Consider the following 21,647-nt stretch of genomic DNA (forward strand, 5'->3'; position numbering starts at 1 on the left):
AGTCAGGCTCCGCCGGACGGAAGTCGCCCATCAGCTCCAAGACGTCCTGCGGGACGCCGTCGGCGTCGCCGGTCAGGTTGCGCCGGAGCGCGCGGGCGGTGACCGGGTCGGAGCCCGGAGCGCGCCCGAGGCCCAGATCGATGCGCCCGGGAAAGAGCGACGCCAGCGTGCCGAACTGCTCGGCGATCACGAGCATCACCGTCGCGCATCGGGGGCGCTCGAGCGAGGGCGAGCTCTTCGCCGGATCGCGCCGCATCGACTGGCATCTTCTTCTGCGCCGAACCTTCGACGTCCGGAGGACGGGCGCCGGGCACGGCGTGGCCGGCAGCAACGCTCTCGCGCTTCCTAGCAGCCTTCCCTGCTGCGCCGAATCTACCTGCGAGACGTGCTCGCCTGCCCATGCGGCGGGCGGCGCAGGATCCTGGCCGACATCTCGGACGGCGCCGGAATGGCTCAGCATCGCCGTGGACTGGATTCATGAAGCGCTGTTTGACAAGGACTTCGACACGGTCATCTCCCTCCTGGAGAGCCTGCCCATCGAGCCCTCGCCGCCCCCAGCGCAGGCACCAGCGCCCATCCTCGAAGAGCTTATTTTTCGAGCTCACTTGACCCACCTGGCCTTCGAGGGGCAGGTCGATTCGCCCTACTCGGCGTCGGAGGAGGGATGACCCTGCACATCGCGGTCACCTGGCCAAACGCAAACAGCCCGCTTCTCCCGGACAATCTCGCTGACGTGAGATTGGAAGCCGGAGGCACACCGCTCACGCCAAAGCAGACTGCGCCCGGGCGGCGGGAGTACGAGATCCCGGACGGTGCGGCGAAGCTCTCGCTGAAGGCGAGTTTTTCGGTTGCGTTCGGCCCGGTCAAGGGCACGGCCAAGAACCCGGATGTGCTGAGCGACGTCGGAGCGATGACCCATGTCGTGCTCCGAGCCCAGCAGGAGTTCGATGTAGTCGACGGCGGAACGCGGCTACGGCCGGTGAATCAACCGGCGTACGCAGGCCCGCATCCGCTCGTTCACATGGTCGGAGCGGCTAATCTTCATGCCGCTGTCTCCATCAAGCTTCGCACGGAGTTCGTCGACATCACGCCGTTCTGGAAAGTCTACGCGGCGGTCTGGAGCTATTACGAGACCGAGCATAAGCCGGGTACCAGGCTCCTGGTGCTCGGCGCGACGGGCGCGACACCGATCATCTGGTTCGCGAGCATCCCGGACGCCTGCCTTCATTGCACCAACGGCTTCGCCTCGTGTCTTGTATTCTTTCGCCCGGAAAACTATATCTATACCCAGGTGAACCAGCCACACCAGATGGCCGCACTGGCCCGGTATCTCCTTAAACCCAAGGAGGCGGACGATGCAACGGCCCAGTCGTGGGAACGCGACTACATTGCCGGCGACGGATACAACCTCATCCGCTGCGGGTTCGAGGATGCGCTCGCACGGAGCCAGCGCGCTGTGGTGATGCTTCACCCCTGGCCGAGCGGCACGGCTTTCGGCGGCGCAGCGGGCAGCGAGCTGCCAGCTCTCTGCTCCGGCGCGCTTCGCCTGCTCTGGGCCGATCAGCACATCTTCCGGGGGACAGCCAATGTTCGACTCGGCCGTCTCGGTATCTCCGGCTTCAGCCGGGGTGGCGGTAGCCTGTGGCCCGCGCTGACCTCTAACATTGGTCGGGTCGATGAGGTGTACGCCTTCGATTGCGTCGGCACGGACACGAGCGCCGGAACGATCGTGCAATGGTACAATAGTCGTCCCGAAGCGCGGCTCCGGATGGTGGGTGGCGCGTACAACGTCGCGAAGCACCAAGCCATCTACCGAACGATTCAAACTACGAACGGGGTGACGGGGCCGCTCACGCACGTGACAGCGATCCCCGAGAGCAACGAGGGGTATGCGCCCAGGGTCAACCCGCTCTGGGATCACGTCCTCAAGGAGCGGGAGGACCTGCGAAGCCATCCCGATACACGGCATCAATTTGCGATTTTCGGCGGCTACATAGCCCTGCCCGGACCGTTCGCGCTGACGTTCCTGCTACGGTTCCTCAAGGAATCGCTGTTCATGGTCCCTTGAGTGCGCTGAATGCGCCTCTCAGGGGGCGCGCCGGAGGGCACGGCCTTGCCAGGTATAACGACCGCGGCCGCTGCAGACGCGCCGGTACACGTCGCGCGCCGATTGCCATGCCGCACGGCTTTCAGGCGCGGCGCCGCGGTGGGCCGCGTCGACGGCGTTGAGGGCATCATCGCAGGACGAGCCGGCGGCAGCGGCGGCCGAGTCCGAGAACCGGAGCACGCCCTCCTCGACCCGCGGCACGATCGCGACCCTGCAGATGGCCGGGTTCTGGGGAGCGCAATCATCAAGTGCCGCCGAGGAGGGCACGTCGAGTACTGGCCGGAGGGCGCTGCCCTCCGCGACGTAGAGCACCGTGTGTGCGACAAAGGGGACGAGCGCGGCCTTCTGCTCGCGCCCGCGCCAGCAGACAAGCAGCTCGGCATCGGGCAGAACGAGCGTCCCGCTGCAACTGCAGTCGTTGACCGGCTGAGGTGGGCTGACGGCGAGCGTCGACCAGCAGGCAGCGTCGGGCCGCCACCGCACGCCGCGGGCCGTGAGCCAGTCATCAACGTCGAACGGCGTGGCTGCATCGACCTTTGGACGCCCACCCGTCATCGCGGGGATCGGCGCGACAGCGGACGGCGGAGCGAGAACGCCGGCAGATATCGCGGCGCCACCGGATGCGGTTGGAGTGACGCTGGACGAGGAAAGCGGAGACGTCCCAGACGGCGGTGGGCCGGTGGTGGATGCGTTCGGCGGCACCGGCGACGATAGGTCGCACGCGATTAGGCTCGACGCGGCGAACAGGCGGGTGGTGAACGCGAGGAGGAAGCAAGCGGTTCGGTGCATGTCGGACGCAGGGTATAGCGCGGGGGCAGGTCAGGTCCTGCATGCAAAGGAGGTCTTACGGTGAGCAGCGTGGGTGCGCGCGTGGTCCACGTGATCGGCCTCGGCGCTCAGACGTCGGTCGGCCTCACGTGCCCTCCATGATCGCGCCGGTCCGCGGCGCAATTTGCCGGTTTCGCACTTGGGACCACCTGCGCAACTGCCGCACCGACGACGCGTACGCCCGCCTCGGTCCGGTCCGAGCGTGAGCGTGCTCGAGCACCGTCGCGGGAGCCCGGTGGGCTTGGCCGGAGGTGGTCGAGCACCGCCCCGTGAACGAGCCGGGCTGCACGCCGAGGCGCCTTCGGCAAGGCGCTTCACCCGGCGCGGGCGAGCTCGTCGCGCACCGCTGCCGTGAGCTCGAGCGAGCGCACGCGTGCGGCGTGATCGAAGATCGGCGAGCTCACGATGAGCTCGTCGGCGCGGGTGCGAGTGATGAAGGCGTCCAGCCAACGCCGCACGGTCTCGGGCGAGCCGGCGACCGAGCAGGACAGCGCCTGCTCGAGGCCGGCGCGATCCAGGGGGCTCAGGTCGCGCTCGAAATCGTCGACCGGCGGAGGAAAGGGCCCCGGCCGGCCACGGCGCAGGTTGACGAAGGCCTGCTGGAGCGACGTCCACAGCCGGCGCGCCTCCTCGTCGGTGCCGGCCGCGACCACGTTGATCCCCAGCATGACGCGGGGCTCTGCGAGCTCGTCCGAGGGGCGGAACTCCCTGCGGTACAGCGCGATCGCCTGCGTCATCTGGCCCGGCGCGAAGTGCGAGGCGAAGGCGTAGGGGAGGCCGAGCGCCGCGGCGAGCTGCGCGCCGAAGAGGCTGGAGCCGAGGATCCAGATCGGCACGCGGAGCCCGGCGCCGGGCACGGCCTGAACCAGCTGGCCAGGCTCCGCCGGGCGGAAGTAGCCCATCAGCTCCAGGACGTCTTGGGGGAAGCCGTCCGCGTCGCCAGCCAGGTGGCGCCTGAGCGCGCGGGCGGTGACCGGGTCGGAGCCCGGAGCGCGCCCGAGGCCCAGATCGATGCGCCCGGGAAAGAGCGACGCCAGCGTGCCGAACTGCTCGGCGATCACGAGCGGCGCGTGGTTCGGCAGCATGATCCCGCCCGCACCGACCCGGATCGTCGAGGTGCCGGCGGCCACGTGCGCGATCACGATCGACGTCGCGGCGCTGGCCACGCCGGCCATGTTGTGGTGCTCGGCCAGCCAGTAGCGGTGATAGCCGAGCCGCTCGGCGTGGCGCGCGAGATCGAGCGAGTTGCGGAGCGCCTGGGCGGCGTCTCCGCCCTGGACGATCGGGGCGAGGTCGAGAACGGAGAAGGGAATCATGTTGGACACCTCGCCAGACTGTTGCACGCCACGGACGGTTGCGGCAGCGCCCGGGGATCGGCGCGGCTCGTGCGCGGTCTCGACGCGGGATCGCGGCGAAGAGGCGCCCCCGCCGGCGCGCGCCCCCGCCGGCGCGCCCCTGCCGGCGCGCCCCGGCCAGCGTGCCCCTGCCGGCGCGCCCCGCGGCGCTCGTGCCGTCTGGAACGCCATGACGAGGCCGCGCCCGCTGTATTACGCTCGGCTCGTGCGCCGTTCGTCCTTGCCGCTGCGCCGCCTGTCGCAGGTCCTGCTCGTCGTCGCCGCCTCGGCCGCCGCGATCGCGTCGCCCGGGGGAGCGGCCGCGACCCTCTGGCCCAACGTGCCGGAGCAGATCGCGCGCGCGCTCACGTCGGGCGACGCCCTGGAGCGGCGCCTGGCCGCGACCCGCGTGGGCGAGCTCGCCCCGGAGACGGCGATCAGGCTGATCCAGCGGGGCATGAGCGACCCGGACATCGAGGTGCGGCTGCACCTCGCCGGGGCGGCCGTGCGCCTCCGGATGCCGCGCGCGGGGGACCTCGTGATCGAGTGGCTCGGCGAGGGCGACGCGCGCCTGCGGCTCGCGGCCTGCGACGTGATCCGCGCGGCGCCCACGGACCGCTCCGTCGTCGCGCTCGGGCGGGTGCTCGGCGATCCCGACCCGCACGTCCGCCTCGCCGCCGCGACCGCGATGGGCGCGGCGGGGCTCCCGGACGCGGTCTCGCCGCTGCTCGGCCACCTCGACGACACCGCGCCGGAGGTGCGCGCGGAGGTCGCGCGCGCGCTCGGCCGGATCGGCGACGCGCGCGCCGTCGTGCCGCTGATCGGCAAGGTGCAGGACTCGGTGCCGGAGGTCCGCAAGGCCACGGCGCGCGCGCTCGGAGAGCTCGGAGACCCGCGCGCGGTCAGCGCGCTCTTGCTCGCCCTCCAGGACGCATCCCAGGACGTGCGCGTCGAGGCGGTGACCGCCCTCGGCCGGCTGCGCTCGGACGACGCGACGTCGGCGATCGCCGATCTCGTCACGGCGTCGCCGGGGGCCGCGGGCGCGTTCCCGGGGGCGCGGCCGTCCGACAGCGCCACCTCGAGCAACGACGTGCGGGAGGCGGCGCTCCGGGCGCTCGGCCGCATCGGCTCCGACGCGGCCGTGAAGGCGCTGCTCGCGGCGCTCGCGAAGGACAACCCCGCGGCGCCGCGCTCCGCGGTCCGCGACGCCCTCGTCAGCGCCGGCGCCGCGGCCGTCCCCGCGCTCGTCGCGGCGCTCGCGGCCGCGCCGTCGGCCAACGCCGCGGCGGGCGCCGCCCTCGTGCTCGGCGAGCTCAAGGCCAGGGAAGCGCTGCCCGCGCTCGCGCGGGGGATGCAGCGGGGCGTCGTCCCGCTCCGGCACGGGCTGCGCGCCCTCGGCGCGCTCGGCGATCCCGCGGCGCTGCCCGGCGTGCTGGAGCTGCTCGGCGACGGCGACCCCGCGGTCCGCGCGGAGGCCATCCGCGCCGCGACGGCGCTGCTCGATCCAGCGCGGCCCGACGGGCGCGCGGTGGACCCGGCGCGCGCCCTGCTGGTCGACCCGGCGACCGCGCCCGACGAGAAGCTCGCCCTCGTCCAGCTGCTCGGGCGCACCGGGTCGCCGCGCGCGCAGGCGGCGCTGCTGCCGCTCGCCAAGGCGCGCTCCACGCCGCTCCGCCTCGCCGTGATCGAGGCGCTCGGGGCCGCGCGCGCGGCCGGGACGCTCGGCGCGGCCGTGGACGCCGCCCTGCTCGCGGCGCTCGACGACGAGTCGGCCGACGTGCGGCTCCGGGCGGCGATCGCGCTCTCCCGCGTCGCCGGCCCAGGGAGCGCCCGGCCGCTGCTCCAGCGCCTCACGGTCGCGGCGGAGCAGGACCGCGGCGCGCTCGGCATCGCCCTCTCGGGCGCCCTGTCGCGCGCGGACGACGCCGGCGGCGGGGGCGGCGCAACGGACGCGAAGGCCGCAAAGGCCGCGAACGACGCGGGCGGCAAGGGCCTCGTCCACGAGGTCGCGGCCGCGATCGCGAGCGCGCCGGACGCCGCGCGCGACGCGCTGATCGAGGGGCTCGGCCGCATGCCGGGGCAGGCCGCGGGCGCCGCGCTCGCGCGGATGGCCTCGGCGGCGCCCATCGACGATCGCCGCAAGATCGCCGAGGCGCTCGCGGGGCACCCGGAGGCCGCGGCCGCGCTCCGCAAGCTCGCGGGCGATCCGGATCCTGGCGTCCGCGCCAACGCGGTCTGGTCGCTGGGCGCGGCGGGGGACAAGGACGCGCTGCCGCTGCTCCTGCCGCTCCTCAAGGACCCCGACGTCGCCGTGGCGGGCAACGCGGCGGGCGCGATCGGGCGCGCCGCCGGCCGCTTCCGGCAGGCGGCCCGCGCGGCCGCGGCGCTCTGCGCGGCGCTCCCCGACGCGCGCCCCTACGTGCGGGCCAACGCGCTCGCGGCCCTCACCGTGGCCGGCGCCCGCTGCGACGGCGACGCGGCCCGGGACCTGCTCGCGCGCGACCCCGCGGAGGCGGTCCGCCTCGCGGCCGCCGACCACCTCGCGCGGAGCGGCGCCGACGACGATCGCCGCGCGCTCGCCCGCTGCGCCGCCGAGGACAGGAACGCCGCGGTCGCCGGGCGCTGCGCCCGCCCCGCGCCGCCCCGCGCGCCGGCCGCCGGCGCCGAGGACGTCGTGGTCTTCGTCGTCCCGTTCGACGCGGGCCGGGGCGGCTCGGGCCGCGACGCGCCGGCCCCGCGCGCGCCCTTCGCGCTCGTGCGCGCGGACGGGCTCATGCGCCTCGGCGTCGCGGACCGGCGCGGAGAGCTCTTCGAGCGCGGCGCTCCCCGAGGGCCGATCCGCCTCACCGTCCCGGCCCCGCTCGTGAAGTGAGCCCGCGCCCGCCGCGCTGAGCCGGACACCATGCGAACCCGACCCGACGTCGAGCTCCGGATGTCCAGGACCGTGCACCCGGGCGACGTCGTCCTCGTCGAGCTGGTGCTCCGCTGCCGCGGGAGGACGCCGGTCGACGCGATCGAGCTCCACCTGGAGGGCATGCAGGTCGCCCGCGTCGAGGAGCGCGTCCTCGTGCCGCCCCACTTCCTCTCGCTGGTCGCCCGCGTCTCGGGGCCGACGACGCTGCCGGAGGGCGAGCAGCGCTACCGCGCGAGCTTCCCGCTCCCCGACGACGCGCCCTGCTCCTACCTCGGCACGCGCGCCGAGATCCGCTACGGCATCACGCTCTCCATCGCGATCCCGTGGTGGCTCGACGTCCAGGAGTCCTACGAGGTGCTCGTCACGCCCCGCCCCGTCACCCGCCCGGCCCGGTCGCCGGCCGCGGGGACCACGGCGCGCGGCGACAGCCCCTTCGTCGAGGTCTCGCTCGACGATCGCGTCTTCGCGCCGGGCGACGAGATCTCGGGGGCGGTGGCCCTCGGCAACGTGCAGGGCCGCGGCGTGCGCGGGATCGAGATCTCGCTGGTCGGCGTCGAGCGCCTCCTCAGCGCCGACCGCTCCGCGCCGAACCGCGCGACCGAGGCGCACCGCTTCACCGCCTTCCGCCGCGCGGACAGCCGCGACGAGGGGCGGGAGCTGCCGTTCCGGTTCAGGATCCCCCGCTCGGTCGCGCCGTCGTTCGACGCCGGCTGGGTCGCCCTCGTCTGGGGGCTCGAGGTGCGCGTCGAGCTCGCGCGCGCGGACGGGGTCGTCCACACGACGCCGCTCGTGCTCGGCGTCTTCGACAGCCCGCCCGGCCTCGGCGCGATGCGGCGGCAGATCGGCTCCGGGAGGTGGCGCGCCGTCTGGGAGGCGGTCGGCGCGCGCCACGGCCTGTCCCTCGACGCGCTGGAGCTCCGCCTCTCGGGCACGCTCTCCGGCGCCGCGGCGTCGGTGTGGATCGACGCGGGCTCCTCGTCGAGCGGCGCGCTCGTGGGCGAGCTGCGCTGGCCGTCGTGGGGGCTCGACCTGGAGGTCGGCGTGAAGCGCTTCCTGCTCGCGCTGTCGTCCGAGGACGACGAGGGCTTCGGCCGCCGTTACCGCGTGCGCGGGCGCGATCCCGGCCAGGTGCGCGCCGTTGTCGCGGGGCCGCTGCGCCGGGCGCTGCTCGCCTTCGACGACGTCCGGCTGGACGACGAGCACGTGTCGGTCCGGTCGCGGACGCCGGGCCACGATCAGCCCTGGCTCGGCGCGTTCCTGGAGCACCTCGCCGCGCTGGCGGCCGAGATCGGCGCCGCGAACGCGCGCATCCCGCCGCCCACGCCGATGGCGGGGATGCGCGCGGCCTGGGAGCGGTTCGCGGCCGAGGTCCACGGCCGCTTCGAGGTGGGCCGCATGCGCATCCGGGACGCGCAGGTCGACGGCGCGACGTTTCACGTCGACACCTGCTTCGAGCGCGGCCCCCACCCCGAGCGCTCCGAGATCACGCTGGTGGTCGATCCGCCCCTCGACGCGGCGCTCGATCCCGACGATCCCGAGCAGCTGCGCGCCGCGTCGCCGAGGGCGCGCGAGGCGGTCAAGGGCCTTCGGGCCCGCGCGCGCGCGCTCCGGATCGCCCCGCGCGCCATCGTGATCACGCTGCCGGCCCCGCTCGAGGACCCCGCCACCCTGCGCGATCTGCTCGGCGAGCAGCTGCACGTGGCGGCGCTCCTGCGCGGCCCGCGCGTCGCCCGCCCGTACCGCTGAGCGGCGAGGAGCGGGCGCCCGGGCGGGGGCTGCGGCGACCGCGCTGGAGCGTGCGGCCCATCAGAGAGGACGCGCAGGTCGGAACGCGAGCGCGGGAAGGCGAAAGCGCGGAACCGGGAATCCCCTGACGCGGCGTGCGGCTCGCCGATTTCCACACAAAACGCTGGCGGATCCGGGCTAGAGTCCCCGCCCATGCTCGACAAGCTTTCTCGCGAAGAACGCCTCCAGCTGATGCGGTTCATCTGTTCGTTCGCCTGGGCCGACCTCCAGGTGCGCGACCAGGAGCGCGCGTTCGTGCGCAAGATGATCCTGCGGCTCCACCTGGACGCGGAGGAAGCCAAGCAGGTGCGCGGCTGGCTCGAGGTGCCGCCCGCGGCCGACGACGTGGATCCGATGAAGATCCCGCGCGCGCACCGGCAGCTCTTCCTGAACGCCGCGCGCGAGATGATCTCGTCCGACGGCGAGATCGGCGAGGAAGAGCGCGAGAGCCTGAGCCTCCTGGATCAGCTCACGCGCTGAAGCGGGCGGGGGGCGACGGATGACGGACGACGGACGGCCGATGAGCCGGTGAGCGGTGGAACGATGAGCACGATGGCGGAGGGAGGGGCCGGCGAGGGCCGGACCCCAGCGGAAATGGGAGCGAGCTCGGCCGAGAAGCCCTGGGTCGGCGTGATCATGGGCGGCAAGAGCGATTACGAGCACCTCGCCGTCACGAGCGAGCTGCTCACGCAGCTCGGCATCCCGCACGAGGTGCGCGTCGTCTCGGCGCACCGCACGCCGGACCGGATGTTCGAGTACGCGAGCACGGCCGCGGAGCGCGGGATCGAGGTGATCATCGCCGCCGCCGGGGGCGCCGCCCACCTGCCCGGGATGGTCGCCGCGAAGACGGTGCTGCCCGTCATCGGCGTGCCCATCCCCGCCACGGCGCTGAACGGGATGGACGCGCTGCTCTCGATCGTCCAGATGCCGAAGGGCGTCCCCGTCGCCACGATGGCGATCGGCAAGCCCGGGGCGGCCAACGCGGCCCTGTTCGCGGCGGCGGTCCTGTCGGGCAAGCACCCGGAGCTCCGCGAGCGCCTCGCCGCCTTCCGCGGCGCCCAGGAGGCGGCGGTGCTACGCGACTCGGTCATCGTCTAGCTCGTCAGGCCTCGCCAGGCCTCGTTTCGCTCCCCCTCGACCAGGTCCTCCGGAAATGCCCATCGCTCCCGGCTCCACGCTCGGTATCCTCGGTGGCGGCCAGCTCGGCCGCATGACGGCGCTGGCCGCCCGCACGCTCGGGTACAAGGTCCACGCCCTCGATCCTGACCCGGACTGCCCGGCCCGTTCGGTGCTCGATCACTGCATCGTCGCCTCGTTCGACGACGTGGCGCAGGCGGCCGAGCTCGCGTCGCAGTGCGACGTGGTGACGCTCGAGATCGAGAAGGTCGCCACGGACGGCCTCGTCGCCGCCGCCCGGTTCGCGCCGGTGCGCCCGTCGGCCGACGTGCTGACCCTGGTGCAGGACCGCGGCGTCCAGAAGGGCTGGCTCTCGCGCAACGGCTTCCCGGTGGGGCCCTTCCGCGAGGTCGCGACGAGCGAGCAGCTCCTCGAGGCGACGCGCGCCATGGGCGGCGCGTGCTTCGTGAAGTCGTGCGTCGGCGGGTACGACGGCCGCGGCCAGCTGCGGCTCTCGGGGGACGCGCGCCTGGACGACGGCGGCGGCGGCGCCGGCGGTACCGGCGACCTCGAGCGCGAGGCCGCGTCGCTCTTCGCGTCGCTCGGCGGCCAGCGCTGCGTTGTCGAGCAGGCGCTCGACCTAGAGGCCGAGCTCTCGGTGCTCGTCGCGCGGAGCCCGAGCGGCAAGCTCGCGGTCTACCCGCCGGCGCTGAACCACCACGTCGACCAGATCCTCGACTGGTCGCTGCTGCCGGGCCCGCTCTCGGCCGCGGTGACGGGGCAGGCGGTCCAGATCGCGCTCGACCTCGCGGTCGGCCTGCGCGTCGAGGGGCTGCTCGTCGTCGAGCTCTTCCTGCTCAAGGACGGCCGCCTGCTCATCAACGAGCTCGCCCCGCGGCCCCACAACAGCTACCACGCCTCCGAGGTCGCCTGCGCGACGAGCCAGTTCGAGCAGGCGGTCCGCGCCGTGTGCGACCTGCCGCTCGGCTCGGTCGAGATCGTCCGCCCCGCGGCGATCCTCAACCTGCTCGGCGACGTGTGGCTCGGCGGCGCGCCGCCGCCGTTCGAGGCCGCGCTGGAGATCCCGGGCGTCCGGCTCCACCTTTACGGAAAGCGGGTCGCCCGCCCCGGCCGCAAGATGGGCCACCTCTCCGCCACGGGCCGCACGCCGGAGGAGGCGCTCGTCGCCGCGAAGCTCGCGATGGCCCGGCTCTCGGCGCACGCCGGGCTGCCGCTCCCCGGGCGCTGACGCGCCGCCGGCGGGCCTCCGCCGGCGCACGACGCTCTCCACTGCCGCCCAGGGTGGCGCGGCGCGCGCCGCGGCCGCGCGCGGCGATCTCGGCGGATTCAATGGTCTTGAGCGCTCGTGCGGAGACATCTCACGGTGTCTTCGTCCACAGGGGCAGCGCGCGTTGGCCAGGGCGGAATCACGCGCGCTGGCTATCAGGACGAAGCATCGATATTCGATGCGTTGGATCTGAACACACGCCCTGGACTTCAACACCTATCTCGCACAGAGGCGCCGCTGGCTCGAGAGCGCGCCCTGGCGAGCGCTCCCGAGCCCGCTCGCCGGGGCGCGCCGCGCCGCCTCGCTGCGCCGGTGTCGGCTGCTTTGCGCATTGACCGTGTCCGGCGTCCTGGCGTAGTTCTTCTCGTTCGATGCAGATCACCCTGTCGCGGGCCCGGCTCCAGGTCGCGCTGCTCGCCGTGATGGCGGTGATCGCGGGCGCCGGGCTCGGCGTCGAGGTGCTCAAGCCGCTCCTCCACCTGAGGAGCCAGAGCGGCGTCGTCCCGTTGTTCTCGCTGAGCTACGAACAGAATGTGCCCACGTGGTACACCTCGTCCCTGCTGTTCGTGTGCTCACTCACGCTCGCTGTCATTGCCGTCGGCGCCCGGCGCACGGGCAAGTTCGTGAAGCACTGGTGGGGGCTCTCCGCGGCGTTCCTCTACATCTCGCTCGACGAGGTGGTCGAGATCCATGAAGCGGCGAGCTCCTGGCTCGATCTGGGCGGGGTCCTGTACTTCAGCTGGGTGATCCCGGCGGCCGCCGCGGTGGCGGTGTTCGCGGTCGCCTACCTCCAGTTCCTCTCGCACCTCCCGCGAGATATGCGGAATCGATTCCTCCTCTCGGGCGGGATCTATGTCACCGGCGCGCTCGTCCTGGAGCTGCCGCTCGGGTACTGGACCGAGCGGGCCGGGAGCGACAACCTGATCTACGCGCTCATCGACTTCGTGGAAGAGTCGATGGAGATGGTCGGCGTGAATCTCTTCCTGCTGTCGCTCGTCGATCTCCTCGCCGTGCAGGGATGGACGATCGGCTTCTCGCCAGAAGCACCGGAGCCGCGGCCCGCGGCGGCCCCGCGGCCCGCATGAGCGCACGGGCCGAGCCCGCGTCCGCCGCGCTGCTCGGTGTGGGCCGGGCCGCGTACATCGTCGGCCCGTTGTACGACTGGGCCTTCTTCCTGCTCCCGCCGCTCTTCGCGCTCGCCGCGGGCGCCCTGATCGCGGGGACGCCGTTCGCCGACGCGCCGTTCAGGCTTCATGGGGAGAAGGTCACGTGGGCGGGGCTCTTCATCGGCACGCTCATCCACGGCCACCTCGCCGCGGTGCTCCTCCGGAGCCACGGCAACGCGGACATCTTCCGGCGGCACCGGCTCCGCTTCCTCGTGGCGCCGGTCGCCCTGTTCGCCGCGATGATGCTGTCCATGTGGGCCGTCGCCTGCGTGTCGGTCCTCGTGGTGTTCTGGGACGTCTACCACTCGGCGCTCCAGACGTTCGGCCTCGGGCGCATCTACGACGCGCGCGCGGGGAATGCGCCGGCGCTCGGCCGCCGGCTGGATCTCTGGCTCAACCTCGTCCTCTATGCCGGCCCCATCCTGGGCGGCGCGACGATGCTCCTCCACTTCCAGAGCTTCGACGCCTTCGAGGGCGTGGGCCCCGCCTTCTTCACCGCCGTCCCCGCGCTGATGACGTCGAGCCACCGCGTCATCAGCTGGGCCGTCATCGCCGCGGGCACGTCGTACCTGGTCTATTACGCGCTCGCTTACCGCGCGATAATCCGGCGGGGCTATCGGGTGTCGTTCCCCAAGGTGTGGCTGCTCGTCAGCACGGGCCTCTGCTCGATCTACACGTGGGGTTTCAACCCCTGGGGACAGGCCTTCTTCATCATGAACCTGTTCCACGCCGTGCAGTACCTGGCGCTCGTCTGGTGGTCGGAGGGCGGCCGCCTCCGCCGCCGGCTGCGCCTCGACGCGCTCCGGGCCGGGGCGCCGATCGCGGCGGCGGTCTTCCTCGGGGGTGTCCTCGTGTACGGGGTCTTGGCCGAGCTCGCGCCGGCGGACGACCGCGCGCTGTGGTCGATCACGCAGACCGTCGCGCTGATGCACTTCTGGTACGACGGCTTCATCTGGTCCGTGACGCGCAAGCAGGTATGAGGCGATCGCGCCTTCGAGATGTCACCAGAGAGGGGTGTATGCGAATCCAACGTTGTCTCCGGTCCATGGTCGTCGCGCTCGGGGTCGCCTCCGCGGCGCTCGCCTCGTCTGCTTGCAGCAAGTCGCCGCAGATCACGGCGGAGAGCATGGAGGACAACTGGGCGCTGACGGAGCAGCACGAGCCCGGGTCCGTCGTCATGACGGTGGCCCAGGACGGGCAGGTGACGGCGCTCGTGAAGGATCGCGACGGCAAGCCCATCGCGGCGGACGTGTCGGGCAGCGTCTCGGTCAAGGTGCCTGGCAAGGGCGGAGCCCCCATGAGCGCGGCGCTCGTGCCGGAGCCCAAGTCGGGGGGCGTGCTGCTCGCCAAGCTCCCGCCGCTCGAGGACGACCTGACGGAGGTCAGCTACGAGCTCAAGGTGAAGGGCGAGCCGTTCAAGGGGGTGCTGCACGTGCCGCGCGGCGGGACCCGGGAGCTCCAGGAGAGCGCCAGGGAGCACCAGACAACCCAGCTCGACGGGACCAAGGGGCCGAACGGGGGCGTGCTCCAGCCGGTCGGAGACGACATCGTGGAGATCGTCGCCGACAAGGAGAGCGGCGATCTGCGCGTGTACGTGCTGGATCTCAACCTCAAGCCGGTGCCGATCGGCGAGCGCGAGATCAAGCTCGCCATCCAGACGGCGTCGGGGCCTGACGTCATCGTGCTCGCGCCCGGGCCCGATCGGCTCTACTTCACCGGCAAGCTCGGCGTGAAGGTCAATCCGACCAAGATCACGGTGGTGCTCAAGGAAGGCGGGCACACGCACGTGGTCCTCTGTGGTTACCGTCCAGGCGCGGTGATCGTGGTCGGCCCGAGCGCGCCCGTGATCGGCATCCTGGTGGCGACCACGTGGGCCGTGAAGGTCGACGTCAAGCCGACCGTGGTGGTGCACGACGACGATGACGACGGCCGGGTCCTCGTCATCCACAAGCACAAACACAAGCACAGGCACAAGCACAAGGGGAAGGGGCACTGGAAATGAAGGGGGAGGAGGGCGCCGCGCTCGGATGGGGCGCGCCGACGCGGTAAGGTGCGGCGCGGCGCGCCCGCGCCTCACCCGACGGAAAGCCCTCTCCCATGACCGAAGCGCCCGAGCTCCCCGACCTCTCCCCCGACGACTGCCACCCCCGGGCCGCCGCTGCCCTCACCGACCCGTTCTTCTGGTCGCTCACCGACGAGACCGCTCCGTTCGGCAACGAGACCGCGCACGAGACCCTCACCGCCTTCCGCGACTTCCGCGACGAGCACCCGAAGAAGAGCCCGATCGAGCTCCTCGACGCGCTCCTCGAGCGCTGGGAGGTCGGCAATGCCGGCTGGGACGCCGTGGGCGCGGCCGAGGTCGAGGCGCTCGGCGAAGAGGACGAGTACGGCCTGCTCACCCGCGACGAGGCGATCCTCGCCCTGGCCTTCAGCCAGATCGTCGTCGAGGGCAGGCTCGATCCGGAGGTCCGCCGCCGCGCGCTGCTGGCGCTGGCCCGGCAGGCGCTCCCCGCGCTCCTGAGCGCCTACGAGGGACGCGCCCTGGAGAGGGCGCTGCGGATCGACAGGATGAGAAGCGTGCTCTCCGCGCGCTGGGATTAGGCAAGCGCCTCGGCGCCCCTTGGGCGCCGACGGCTACGGGAGCGCCCAGTCCTGCGCGTCCTGTCGGCACCCAGGCCCGCAGTCTTCGCCGTTCGGGTACCATGTCCGGTACGCGGGGGTGAAGCTCCGCTCTCCGAGGAGCGCGCCGTCCCGCCGGACGACGACGTCGACGCGCGCCGGCGTGCCACGAATCGCGAGCTGCTGGGTGAACTGCCCGGGGGCCGGGACGCAGCTCTGGGAGACGCCGTCGCCGCGCCTCGTCTCCGTGCAGATTTCCACCGCATTGACCGAGACACTGACGGTCGGGCTGCACTGGACGAACACGCCGCTGCCGCCGACGTTCGGTGTGTTCGTCCAGCTGTAGGCGCACGACACCGCGTTGCCGTCCACCGCGAGCTCCAGCGTGTACTCTCCCGCTGCCCAGCTCCTGTTCGCCGTCGTGGCGGTGATGGTGAAGGTGTCGCTACAGGCCATCTCGTTGCATTGCTTCTGGTTCATGATGCAGCCGGGCATGGCGGAGGCCACGGTGAATCCGGCGGCGAGCGCGGCGGCCTTGCGCGCGAAAGAGCCGAGTGGGACGAGGGAAAAAAGAGATAAGGTCATGGGGGGCATCCTCTCTACGGCGGAACCGCCGTTGATGGACGCGCTGGCGTAGCAATGGGCAGGCCGCCTGCGCGGGCGCGAGAAGCCGGCGCTCCTGACGCCTTGTGCCAGGCGCCCGCCGAGCGGCATGACAGGTGTGTCAGGGCAACGAACCCGCGGCTCGGCTGGCGGACGCCCCGGCCCAGCCGGCGCAGCGCGCCTCCAGGCCGCGCGGCGGCGCTTCGAAGGGGCCCCCGCCGGTGCGGATTCGGGTACCGTCAGGCCTTCAGGTGGTCGCGCGTTCGAACGCGAACGCCCGTCCTGCCAGGAGGTTTGCACATGAAGAAGACCTATACGGGGAGCTGTCACTGCGGCGCGGTCCGCTTCGAGGCCGACATCGACCTGAGCGCTGGAACCAACAAGTGCAACTGCTCGATCTGCACCAAGACGAGAAACTGGAACGTGATCCTCAAGCCGGACGCGTTCCGGTTGCTCGCGGGTGAGGACGCGCTGAGCGACTACCAGTTCGGCATGAAGGTCGGGCACCACCTGTTCTGTCGACACTGCGGCGTGCGCTCGTTCGGGCGCGGGTATGTCGAGGCGATCGGCGGCGACTATGTGGCGGTCCAGCTCGGTTCGCTGGACGACGTGGATCTCGCGGAGCTCATCTCCGCGCCGATCCGGTACGCCGACGGACGCAACAACAACTGGGGCGCGCCGCCGGGAGAGACCCGGCACCTGTGACCGTCGCCGCCGCTGGCTGCGGCGGACGGAGGCCCATCGACGGGGGCGCCGCCGCACGCCGGCGCCCCCGCCGCGCCGTCTTCACCCGTCTTACTTCGCGACCTCTCCCGTCTTCAGATCCAGCTTGAGCTCCCGCACCACCTCCGGGGTGGCGCACACGATCTGCGGCGTCGAGCCCCGCACATCGGTCTTGATCCGCTCCTCCAGTTTCTTGGCGAGATCCCAGGTCGGCACGAACGCGGCGAGGAAGCGCTGCCCCATGTCGCGCGTCACAACGAAGCGCGCCGGGGAGAACTCCGTGCGTCCCTTGAGCGCCTTGCGCGTCAGCGGGAAGTCGTAGTCGTCCGGCGCCGTCTTGCTGAACGTGTAGAGCACCACGAGGTTCTGCGGGCACTTCGGCCCGCCGGGCCTGGGCAAGGTCCGGTTCTCCCTGGGCTTCGGCGGCGGCCCCTTCTGGAGCTGGATGGTCCCGGGCGCCGCGCCCGCGGCCTCGCTGGCGCCGCCGTGCTTCAGGATCGCCCCGCCGGCCGCGACCCACACCGCCCCGTCGCTCCCCACGGCCACGTCGCGGGCCTTCACCCCGTCGGGCAGCGGCGCCTGCTCCCAGGCGTCTCCCTTGCGCGTGAACAGCGCGTCGTCCGTGAGCGCCCACAGCGTCCCGTCCGGCGCCGCCGACGCGGTGAGCACGCGCGCGCCCTTCGCCGGCGGGTCGATCTTCTTCGCCTCCCCGCCCTGGTAGCGGAGCACGCCTCGGTCCACGATCCACGCCTCGCCGTCGCCGGGGCCCGGCAGGATCAGCGTGCGCACCTCGTCGGTCGTCTGTTCCTCGGACGGCGCCGGGACGGGCAGGATGGTCGACCGTTTCTCGCCCGGCTTCCATACCTCGACGGCGTTGTCCCCGTTGCAGTTGCGCCCGTAGCTCAGCGCGGTCCCGTCGCGCGTCGCCCCGAATGCCTCCGGGCGGACCTCGGCCTCCGAGTAACGCGATGCCGCTTCGGCGTCGAACCCGCGGCACTCCCCCTTCCTGGGCGCCGGCGTGATCGTCAGCCCCACCCTGGGCCCGCGCAGCGTGACGAACCTCGAGCGTCCGATCATCGTCGGCCCGGTCAGCCCCACGAGCGAGCTGCCCATCCTCGCCACGCCGGTGAACCACTGCCCCGCGTCGCCCACGCGCTGATCCCAGCCCTTCGCCCCCAGCGCGTAGTGCTCGGCGACGCCGGTGCGGCCCGTGGTGCCCGTCGCGATCAGGTCGAGCTGGTCGGGATAGCGTCCGTGGACGCCGCTCACGGTCACCATCCACCCCGGCACGCGCAGCCGCTCCGGGAAATCGATCTTCCCGTCCTTCAGCACGCCGACGGCGGTGGCCACGTTCGTCTGCTCCCCCTCCACGACCGTCAGGTTGGGGGTCGACACGAGCAGCGCTCCCTCCACCGGGTGCAGCCGAATCTCGAGGTCCTCCGGGATCTGCGCCACCGGCGTGAACGCCGACTCCGGCGGCGGCGCCGGCTTCGTCGCCTCATCCGCCTTCACCCCGCCCGCCGCGCTCGAGGCGCCTCCGGTGCTCGATGGGCCTGCCGCGCCTGCCGTACCGGGCGCGCCCGTCGCCTGCGCCGCGGCCTCCGCGCGCGGCTTATCCGCGGCCTGCGGCGCAGGCGCAGGGCCGCACCCTGCCATGGCCATCACGAGCCCGCCCAGCCCCCAGCACGCCCTTCGCCCGATCATCGCTCGTCCTCCTCCAGGCACGGCCGCGCCGGACTGCCGCGCCGCGCTCTCATGCTCTCGTCCTCGACCCGCCGGCTGCCCGGCAGCCCACCACCCCGGACCGCTCGCCATGCCGGCCTGCTCCCCCTCGCGCCGATCCCTCGTCCGCTCATGGCGCGAGCCTCCCCGACGCGACCCGGATCTCGCCCTCGATCTCCGCGTCGCGCAGGTCCACCCCGTTCGGGTGCGCCACCCGCTGGTAGGCCACCTGCCACGCGATCGCGCGCCCCTCGCCGGCGGCCCCGACATCGAGCTCCACCGTCACGGGCTCCGCGTGCACCCGGTCGTCGGCCACGAGCTTCCGCCCGATCGCCCCGGGCCGCAGCGCGAAGTGCCGCGCCAGGTAGCGCGTCTCCTGCCCCAGCACCAGCTCGTCGGGCCCGAGCGCCTCGGCCGACACCTCGAGCCTCCGGAACAGATCTCCCGTCGGGAACGCGTGCCCCGCGTTCGCGGGCGCGAGCGTCACCGCCACGCGCGTCGCCGAGAGCCGCCGCGCCGTCACCGCCACGGCGCTCCGCACGAGCGCCTCGTCCCGGGATCCCGCGAACCCGTGGCCGCGCCGCCCCCCCGGCCCGCGGGGCATGTGGCACGCCGCGCAGGGCTGGTCCGCGGCCGGCGATGCGCGGTGCTCGATGACGGTCGACTGCATCAGCTCCGCGGCCGACCGCCCTCGCGCCGTGGGGAACGCGAACTCGTGGCAGGCAGCGCACGCGTCCGCGCCCCCGAACCGCGCGTCCCGGATCACCGCGTGCGGCGCCGCCGGCGGCGCCCCGCGCCCCGCCCACGGCGCCGCGAGCACCGGCGCCACCGCCTGCCCCGCGAGCTCGCCCTCGCCGTCGGTCGTCACGTGGCACGTCACGCACGCCACGCCGAGCGCCCCGAGCGCCTCCGGCTCTGGCTCCTCCGGCCTCGCCTCGGGCGCGTGGCACGCCCGGCAGAACGGCATCGGCTCGATCGCGAACGCCCGCCGGTAGGCCGGCTCGGTGTTCGCCCGGTGGTGGAGCGACGCGCGCCACTCCCGCGCCACCTCCTCGTGGCACCCCTCGCAGGCCCGGTTCGCGATCACCGCCGCCCCGAGCCGCGCCCGCGCCGGCCCCGGCATGGGCACCCGCGCCGCCTCCGCGGCCCCGGGCAGGGCGCCGCCGGCCGGCGCCTCGACGTCACCCGCGGGCCGCGCGGGCGCGTCCGGCGCGGCAGCGCACGCGCCCGCGAGGGCGCCCGCGACAAGCAAGCCGAGGCCAGGTGCACAGCGCCGCACAGCGAAGATTGCAGTTACAACACCCCCGGCGCTGCGTCACCTCCTGTGCTGCTCGAGCGACACCGCGACCAGGTTGTCACGGGCCGCGCGAGCGCCAGCGCGCGCCCGCAGGCGAGCCAGAGCGGCCGGCGGCCCAGGGGAGCGATGGAGGACTCGTGATCTCGCGTCGGACAGGCCAGCGCGGCGGCGCCCGGCGGCGGGCCGCATGAATACGACGCACCTGGTACACGCGATGCTCCAGGGCGCGACATGCGCTCACTTCGATCGAACGTGTCTCGATGGTTCGCGACAGCCCTCTTTCTTTGCGCCGGGGCGGCCCGCGCGCAGGAGGGCAGCGCCCCTGACGTCGCTCCTGCGCGTCGGTCCGCGCCGAGCATGGATTTCAACGTGCTAGCGGGCGCCGGCCTCTACTCGGGCTCGGACAGCGATGGGCTGCGCTTCGATCTCGCGCTCACGTACCGCATCGGCGTCATCGAGGTAGGTGGCTTCGCCGAGACAGGGGGGGAGCCGCTCGGGGAGAGCTTCAGCGGCGTCGGCGCGACAGCGGGCGTCGCGTGGAGATCGCCAGCCGGGCTTCGACTCTCGCTCGCGGGCTCCTTCGGGAGACACTCCTACACGGGGGTGGGGGCTCCCGGCTGGGACAGCGGCCCCGGCGTCGACGGCGACACGATCTTCGTCGGGGCTCGCGCCGGGGCGAGCTGGATCTTCGGTCCAGGTCCCGTGCACTTCGAGCTCGGCCTCGCCGTCGCCGTCGAGCACGACGTGACGAAGGAGCGAGTCCCCTACTCCTCAATTCATGACCCCGAATCCATGGGCGAGCCTCGGCTCGTCTCCATCGGAGCCACGCTCGTGCCCGTGTCGCTGGTGCGGCTCGGCATTACATGCGACGCGCTCTGACGCGCCCGTCACCCGGGCCGCCGTGGCGGCGGCGGCAGGTCTCCGCGGGCGCCGCGCGGCGAGCGCCGCCGCTGCCCGGGCGGCGCCGCGGCGGCGTCGGCGACGCAGGGGCAGCGGATCATCCGGCGTACAGGCCGCGCGCGCGGCCGCACAGGCGCACGAGGCCGAGCAAGCCGTCGATGGTCGGCGTCGGCACGCCGGTCAGCTCGCCGATCTCGTGGACCACGGTCACCAGCGCGTCGATCTCCAGCGACTTGCCCGCTTCCGCGTCCTGCAGCATCGAGGTCTTGAACGCGCCGAGCCTGCGCGTGACCTCCATCCGGTCTTCTCCGCTCTGCGCGATCGGGCAACCGATCCTCTCGCCGATCGCCGCCGCTTCCTGCATCGCCTGGAGACAGAAGCCGCGCACCAGCGGATCGTCCAGTATCCGATCGCACGTCGCACCGGTGAGCACCGACACCGGGTTCATCGTCATGTTGCCCCACAGCTTGTACCAGATGTCGGTCCGGATATCGGCGCTGGCCTCGGCCTCGAAGCCGGCGCGCCGCAGCAGCTCGACCAGCGCGCCCACCCGGCCCGACGGTCCGCCGGCCGGCTCGCCGAGGAGCAGGCGGTTGCCGAGGCCGACGCGCACCAGCCCCGGTTCCGGGCTGGAGCCCGACAGATGCACGACGCAGCCGACCACCTGGCGGAGCCGGATGGCGCGCGGCACGACGTCGCCCGGGTCGAGCGAGCGGAGCCGAGCGCCGGCATACGGCACGTTCTCGGGCGCGAAGAACCACCACGGCACGCCGTTCATCGCGGGGACGACGATCGTGTCCTCGCGGAGCAGCGGCGCGATGCGCGCGGCGACGTCGGCCAGCGCGGTGGCCTTGACCGCGATGATCACGACGTCCTGCGCGCCGAGCGCGGCCGGATCCTCTGCGGCGCGGATCGGCACGCGGGTGATCTCTCCATCGACCTGCAGCAGCAGGCCGCGCTTCTGCAAGGCGGCGAGGTTCTCTCCGCGCGCGACGGCGCTGACGTCGCAGCCGGCCGTGGCCAGCCGGGCGCCGAGCAAACCGCCGATGGATCCGAAGCCGTAAACAGCAATTTTCATGATGTCCCTGCATCCTATCGTCGCGGACCGCCGGTTGCCTCCTCGCCCGCCGCCGCCGTTCACGGCGCACCGCGTCGCACCGGTCCTCGGACTGCGCGGAGCGCGCGTCGGAGGCGCTGTGCCGCTCCGTCACCTCGGCCCTTGCGGCGCGAGGCGAGCTGACGATG

19 protein-coding genes and 1 pseudogene are annotated in these 21,647 nt (G+C 73.0%); 13 read left to right on the forward strand and 7 right to left on the reverse strand.

Annotated elements, in window-relative coordinates:
* Nucleotides 1–4: 4 nt before the first annotated feature.
* A pseudogene (locus tag WMF44_RS09745) lies at nt 5–193 on the reverse strand (LLM class flavin-dependent oxidoreductase); the annotation flags it as partial.
* Here WMF44_RS09745 and WMF44_RS09750 point away from each other — a divergent pair.
* Complete coding sequence (locus WMF44_RS09750; RefSeq protein WP_437301712.1) at nt 141–668, forward strand: hypothetical protein; 528 nt, start codon at nt 141–143, stop codon at nt 666–668. The pseudogene WMF44_RS09745 and the gene WMF44_RS09750 sit on opposite strands and share 53 nt — an antisense overlap.
* A complete protein-coding gene (locus WMF44_RS09755) occupies nt 665–2,068 on the forward strand; it encodes a hypothetical protein (protein WP_437298847.1) in 1,404 nt (467 codons plus the stop codon). The genes WMF44_RS09750 and WMF44_RS09755 overlap by 4 nt, the downstream gene beginning before the upstream one ends.
* Nucleotides 2,069–2,086: 18 nt before the next feature.
* Here WMF44_RS09755 and WMF44_RS09760 read toward each other — a convergent pair whose 3' ends face one another.
* A complete protein-coding gene (locus WMF44_RS09760) occupies nt 2,087–2,662 on the reverse strand; it encodes a hypothetical protein (RefSeq protein WP_437298848.1) in 576 nt (191 codons plus the stop codon).
* A 587-nt stretch (nt 2,663–3,249) separates the two neighbouring features.
* On the reverse strand, nt 3,250–4,251 hold the full coding sequence (locus WMF44_RS09765) for an LLM class flavin-dependent oxidoreductase (RefSeq protein ID WP_437298849.1): 1,002 nt from the start codon (nt 4,249–4,251) through the stop codon (nt 3,250–3,252).
* 208 nt (nt 4,252–4,459) lie between these two features.
* On the opposite strand from WMF44_RS09765, the gene WMF44_RS09770 reads away from it, so the two are divergent.
* The 9 genes from WMF44_RS09770 (at nt 4,460) to WMF44_RS09810 (ending at nt 15,139) form a co-directional block, all read left to right on the forward strand.
* Nucleotides 4,460–7,141 carry a HEAT repeat domain-containing protein gene (locus tag WMF44_RS09770; RefSeq protein ID WP_437298850.1) on the forward strand — a complete coding sequence of 894 codons (2,682 nt, stop codon included), beginning with the start codon at nt 4,460–4,462 and terminating at the stop codon, nt 7,139–7,141.
* A gap of 30 nt (nt 7,142–7,171) precedes the next feature.
* Complete coding sequence (locus tag WMF44_RS09775) at nt 7,172–8,929, forward strand: hypothetical protein (protein ID WP_437298851.1); 1,758 nt, start codon at nt 7,172–7,174, stop codon at nt 8,927–8,929.
* 192 nt (nt 8,930–9,121) lie between these two features.
* The gene (locus tag WMF44_RS09780; RefSeq protein WP_012234447.1) at nt 9,122–9,448 is read left to right on the forward strand and encodes a TerB family tellurite resistance protein; all 327 of its coding nucleotides are present in this window, start codon (nt 9,122–9,124) and stop codon (nt 9,446–9,448) included.
* 114 nt (nt 9,449–9,562) lie between these two features.
* Nucleotides 9,563–10,066: a 5-(carboxyamino)imidazole ribonucleotide mutase gene (gene purE / locus WMF44_RS09785; RefSeq protein WP_173427451.1), complete on the forward strand. Its 504-nt coding sequence runs from the start codon at nt 9,563–9,565 to the stop codon at nt 10,064–10,066.
* Nucleotides 10,067–10,121: 55 nt separating this feature from the next.
* Entirely contained in the window at nt 10,122–11,333 is a 1,212-nt protein-coding gene (gene purK, locus WMF44_RS09790; protein WP_437298852.1) for a 5-(carboxyamino)imidazole ribonucleotide synthase, read from the forward strand.
* Between the two features lie 410 nt (nt 11,334–11,743).
* Nucleotides 11,744–12,457, forward strand: coding sequence for a hypothetical protein (locus WMF44_RS09795; RefSeq protein ID WP_437298853.1), 714 nt, complete (start codon nt 11,744–11,746; stop codon nt 12,455–12,457).
* Nucleotides 12,454–13,518, forward strand: a complete 1,065-nt coding sequence (locus WMF44_RS09800; protein ID WP_437298854.1) for a hypothetical protein — start codon at nt 12,454–12,456, stop codon at nt 13,516–13,518. Before WMF44_RS09795 ends, WMF44_RS09800 begins: the two co-directional genes overlap by 4 nt.
* A 38-nt stretch (nt 13,519–13,556) precedes the next feature.
* Nucleotides 13,557–14,540, forward strand: coding sequence for a hypothetical protein (locus WMF44_RS09805; protein WP_437298855.1), 984 nt, complete (start codon nt 13,557–13,559; stop codon nt 14,538–14,540).
* A 95-nt stretch (nt 14,541–14,635) separates the two neighbouring features.
* On the forward strand, nt 14,636–15,139 hold the full coding sequence (locus WMF44_RS09810) for a hypothetical protein (RefSeq protein WP_437298856.1): 504 nt from the start codon (nt 14,636–14,638) through the stop codon (nt 15,137–15,139).
* Nucleotides 15,140–15,172: 33 nt separating this feature from the next.
* Here WMF44_RS09810 and WMF44_RS09815 read toward each other — a convergent pair whose 3' ends face one another.
* Nucleotides 15,173–15,742 carry a hypothetical protein gene (locus WMF44_RS09815; protein ID WP_437298857.1) on the reverse strand — a complete coding sequence of 190 codons (570 nt, stop codon included), beginning with the start codon at nt 15,740–15,742 and terminating at the stop codon, nt 15,173–15,175.
* 318 nt (nt 15,743–16,060) lie between these two features.
* On the opposite strand from WMF44_RS09815, the gene WMF44_RS09820 reads away from it, so the two are divergent.
* Entirely contained in the window at nt 16,061–16,465 is a 405-nt protein-coding gene (locus tag WMF44_RS09820; RefSeq protein WP_437298858.1) for a GFA family protein, read from the forward strand.
* Between the two features lie 90 nt (nt 16,466–16,555).
* On the opposite strand, the gene WMF44_RS09825 is transcribed toward WMF44_RS09820, so the two are convergent.
* The gene (locus tag WMF44_RS09825) at nt 16,556–18,187 is read right to left on the reverse strand and encodes a hypothetical protein (RefSeq protein WP_437298859.1); all 1,632 of its coding nucleotides are present in this window, start codon (nt 18,185–18,187) and stop codon (nt 16,556–16,558) included.
* 148 nt (nt 18,188–18,335) lie between these two features.
* Nucleotides 18,336–19,484: a multiheme c-type cytochrome gene (locus WMF44_RS09830; RefSeq protein WP_437298860.1), complete on the reverse strand. Its 1,149-nt coding sequence runs from the start codon at nt 19,482–19,484 to the stop codon at nt 18,336–18,338.
* Between the two features lie 387 nt (nt 19,485–19,871).
* Here WMF44_RS09830 and WMF44_RS09835 point away from each other — a divergent pair, with 387 nt between their 5' ends.
* Nucleotides 19,872–20,381, forward strand: a complete 510-nt coding sequence (locus WMF44_RS09835; protein ID WP_437298861.1) for a hypothetical protein — start codon at nt 19,872–19,874, stop codon at nt 20,379–20,381.
* Between the two features lie 118 nt (nt 20,382–20,499).
* On the opposite strand, the gene WMF44_RS09840 is transcribed toward WMF44_RS09835, so the two are convergent.
* The gene (locus WMF44_RS09840) at nt 20,500–21,480 is read right to left on the reverse strand and encodes a 2-dehydropantoate 2-reductase (protein WP_437298862.1); all 981 of its coding nucleotides are present in this window, start codon (nt 21,478–21,480) and stop codon (nt 20,500–20,502) included.
* Nucleotides 21,481–21,647 lie beyond the last annotated feature (167 nt).

This window comes from Sorangium sp. So ce426 (assembly GCF_051475585.1).
Taxonomy (GTDB): domain Bacteria; phylum Myxococcota_A; class Polyangia; order Polyangiales; family Polyangiaceae; genus Sorangium; species Sorangium cellulosum_B.

Bases quoted from the DNA above. Each gene is read 5' to 3' on its own strand.
- purE (WP_173427451.1), top strand. From the start codon at position 9,563: ATGGGAGCGAGCTCGGCCGAGAAGCCCTGGGTCGGCGTGATCATGGGC.
- WMF44_RS09780 (WP_012234447.1), top strand. From the start codon at position 9,122: ATGCTCGACAAGCTTTCTCGCGAAGAACGCCTCCAGCTGATGCGGTTC.
- purK (WP_437298852.1), top strand. From the start codon at position 10,122: ATGCCCATCGCTCCCGGCTCCACGCTCGGTATCCTCGGTGGCGGCCAG.
- WMF44_RS09760 (WP_437298848.1), bottom strand. From the start codon at position 2,662: ATGACGGGTGGGCGTCCAAAGGTCGATGCAGCCACGCCGTTCGACGTT.
- WMF44_RS09825 (WP_437298859.1), bottom strand. From the start codon at position 18,187: ATGATCGGGCGAAGGGCGTGCTGGGGGCTGGGCGGGCTCGTGATGGCC.
- WMF44_RS09765 (WP_437298849.1), bottom strand. From the start codon at position 4,251: ATGATTCCCTTCTCCGTTCTCGACCTCGCCCCGATCGTCCAGGGCGGA.
- WMF44_RS09820 (WP_437298858.1), top strand. From the start codon at position 16,061: ATGAAGAAGACCTATACGGGGAGCTGTCACTGCGGCGCGGTCCGCTTC.
- WMF44_RS09770 (WP_437298850.1), top strand. From the start codon at position 4,460: ATGACGAGGCCGCGCCCGCTGTATTACGCTCGGCTCGTGCGCCGTTCG.
- WMF44_RS09750 (WP_437301712.1), top strand. From the start codon at position 141: ATGCGCCCGGGAAAGAGCGACGCCAGCGTGCCGAACTGCTCGGCGATC.
- WMF44_RS09840 (WP_437298862.1), bottom strand. From the start codon at position 21,480: ATGAAAATTGCTGTTTACGGCTTCGGATCCATCGGCGGTTTGCTCGGC.
- WMF44_RS09755 (WP_437298847.1), top strand. From the start codon at position 665: ATGACCCTGCACATCGCGGTCACCTGGCCAAACGCAAACAGCCCGCTT.
- WMF44_RS09815 (WP_437298857.1), bottom strand. From the start codon at position 15,742: ATGACCTTATCTCTTTTTTCCCTCGTCCCACTCGGCTCTTTCGCGCGC.
- WMF44_RS09810 (WP_437298856.1), top strand. From the start codon at position 14,636: ATGACCGAAGCGCCCGAGCTCCCCGACCTCTCCCCCGACGACTGCCAC.
- WMF44_RS09795 (WP_437298853.1), top strand. From the start codon at position 11,744: ATGCAGATCACCCTGTCGCGGGCCCGGCTCCAGGTCGCGCTGCTCGCC.
- WMF44_RS09775 (WP_437298851.1), top strand. From the start codon at position 7,172: ATGCGAACCCGACCCGACGTCGAGCTCCGGATGTCCAGGACCGTGCAC.
- WMF44_RS09800 (WP_437298854.1), top strand. From the start codon at position 12,454: ATGAGCGCACGGGCCGAGCCCGCGTCCGCCGCGCTGCTCGGTGTGGGC.
- WMF44_RS09805 (WP_437298855.1), top strand. From the start codon at position 13,557: ATGCGAATCCAACGTTGTCTCCGGTCCATGGTCGTCGCGCTCGGGGTC.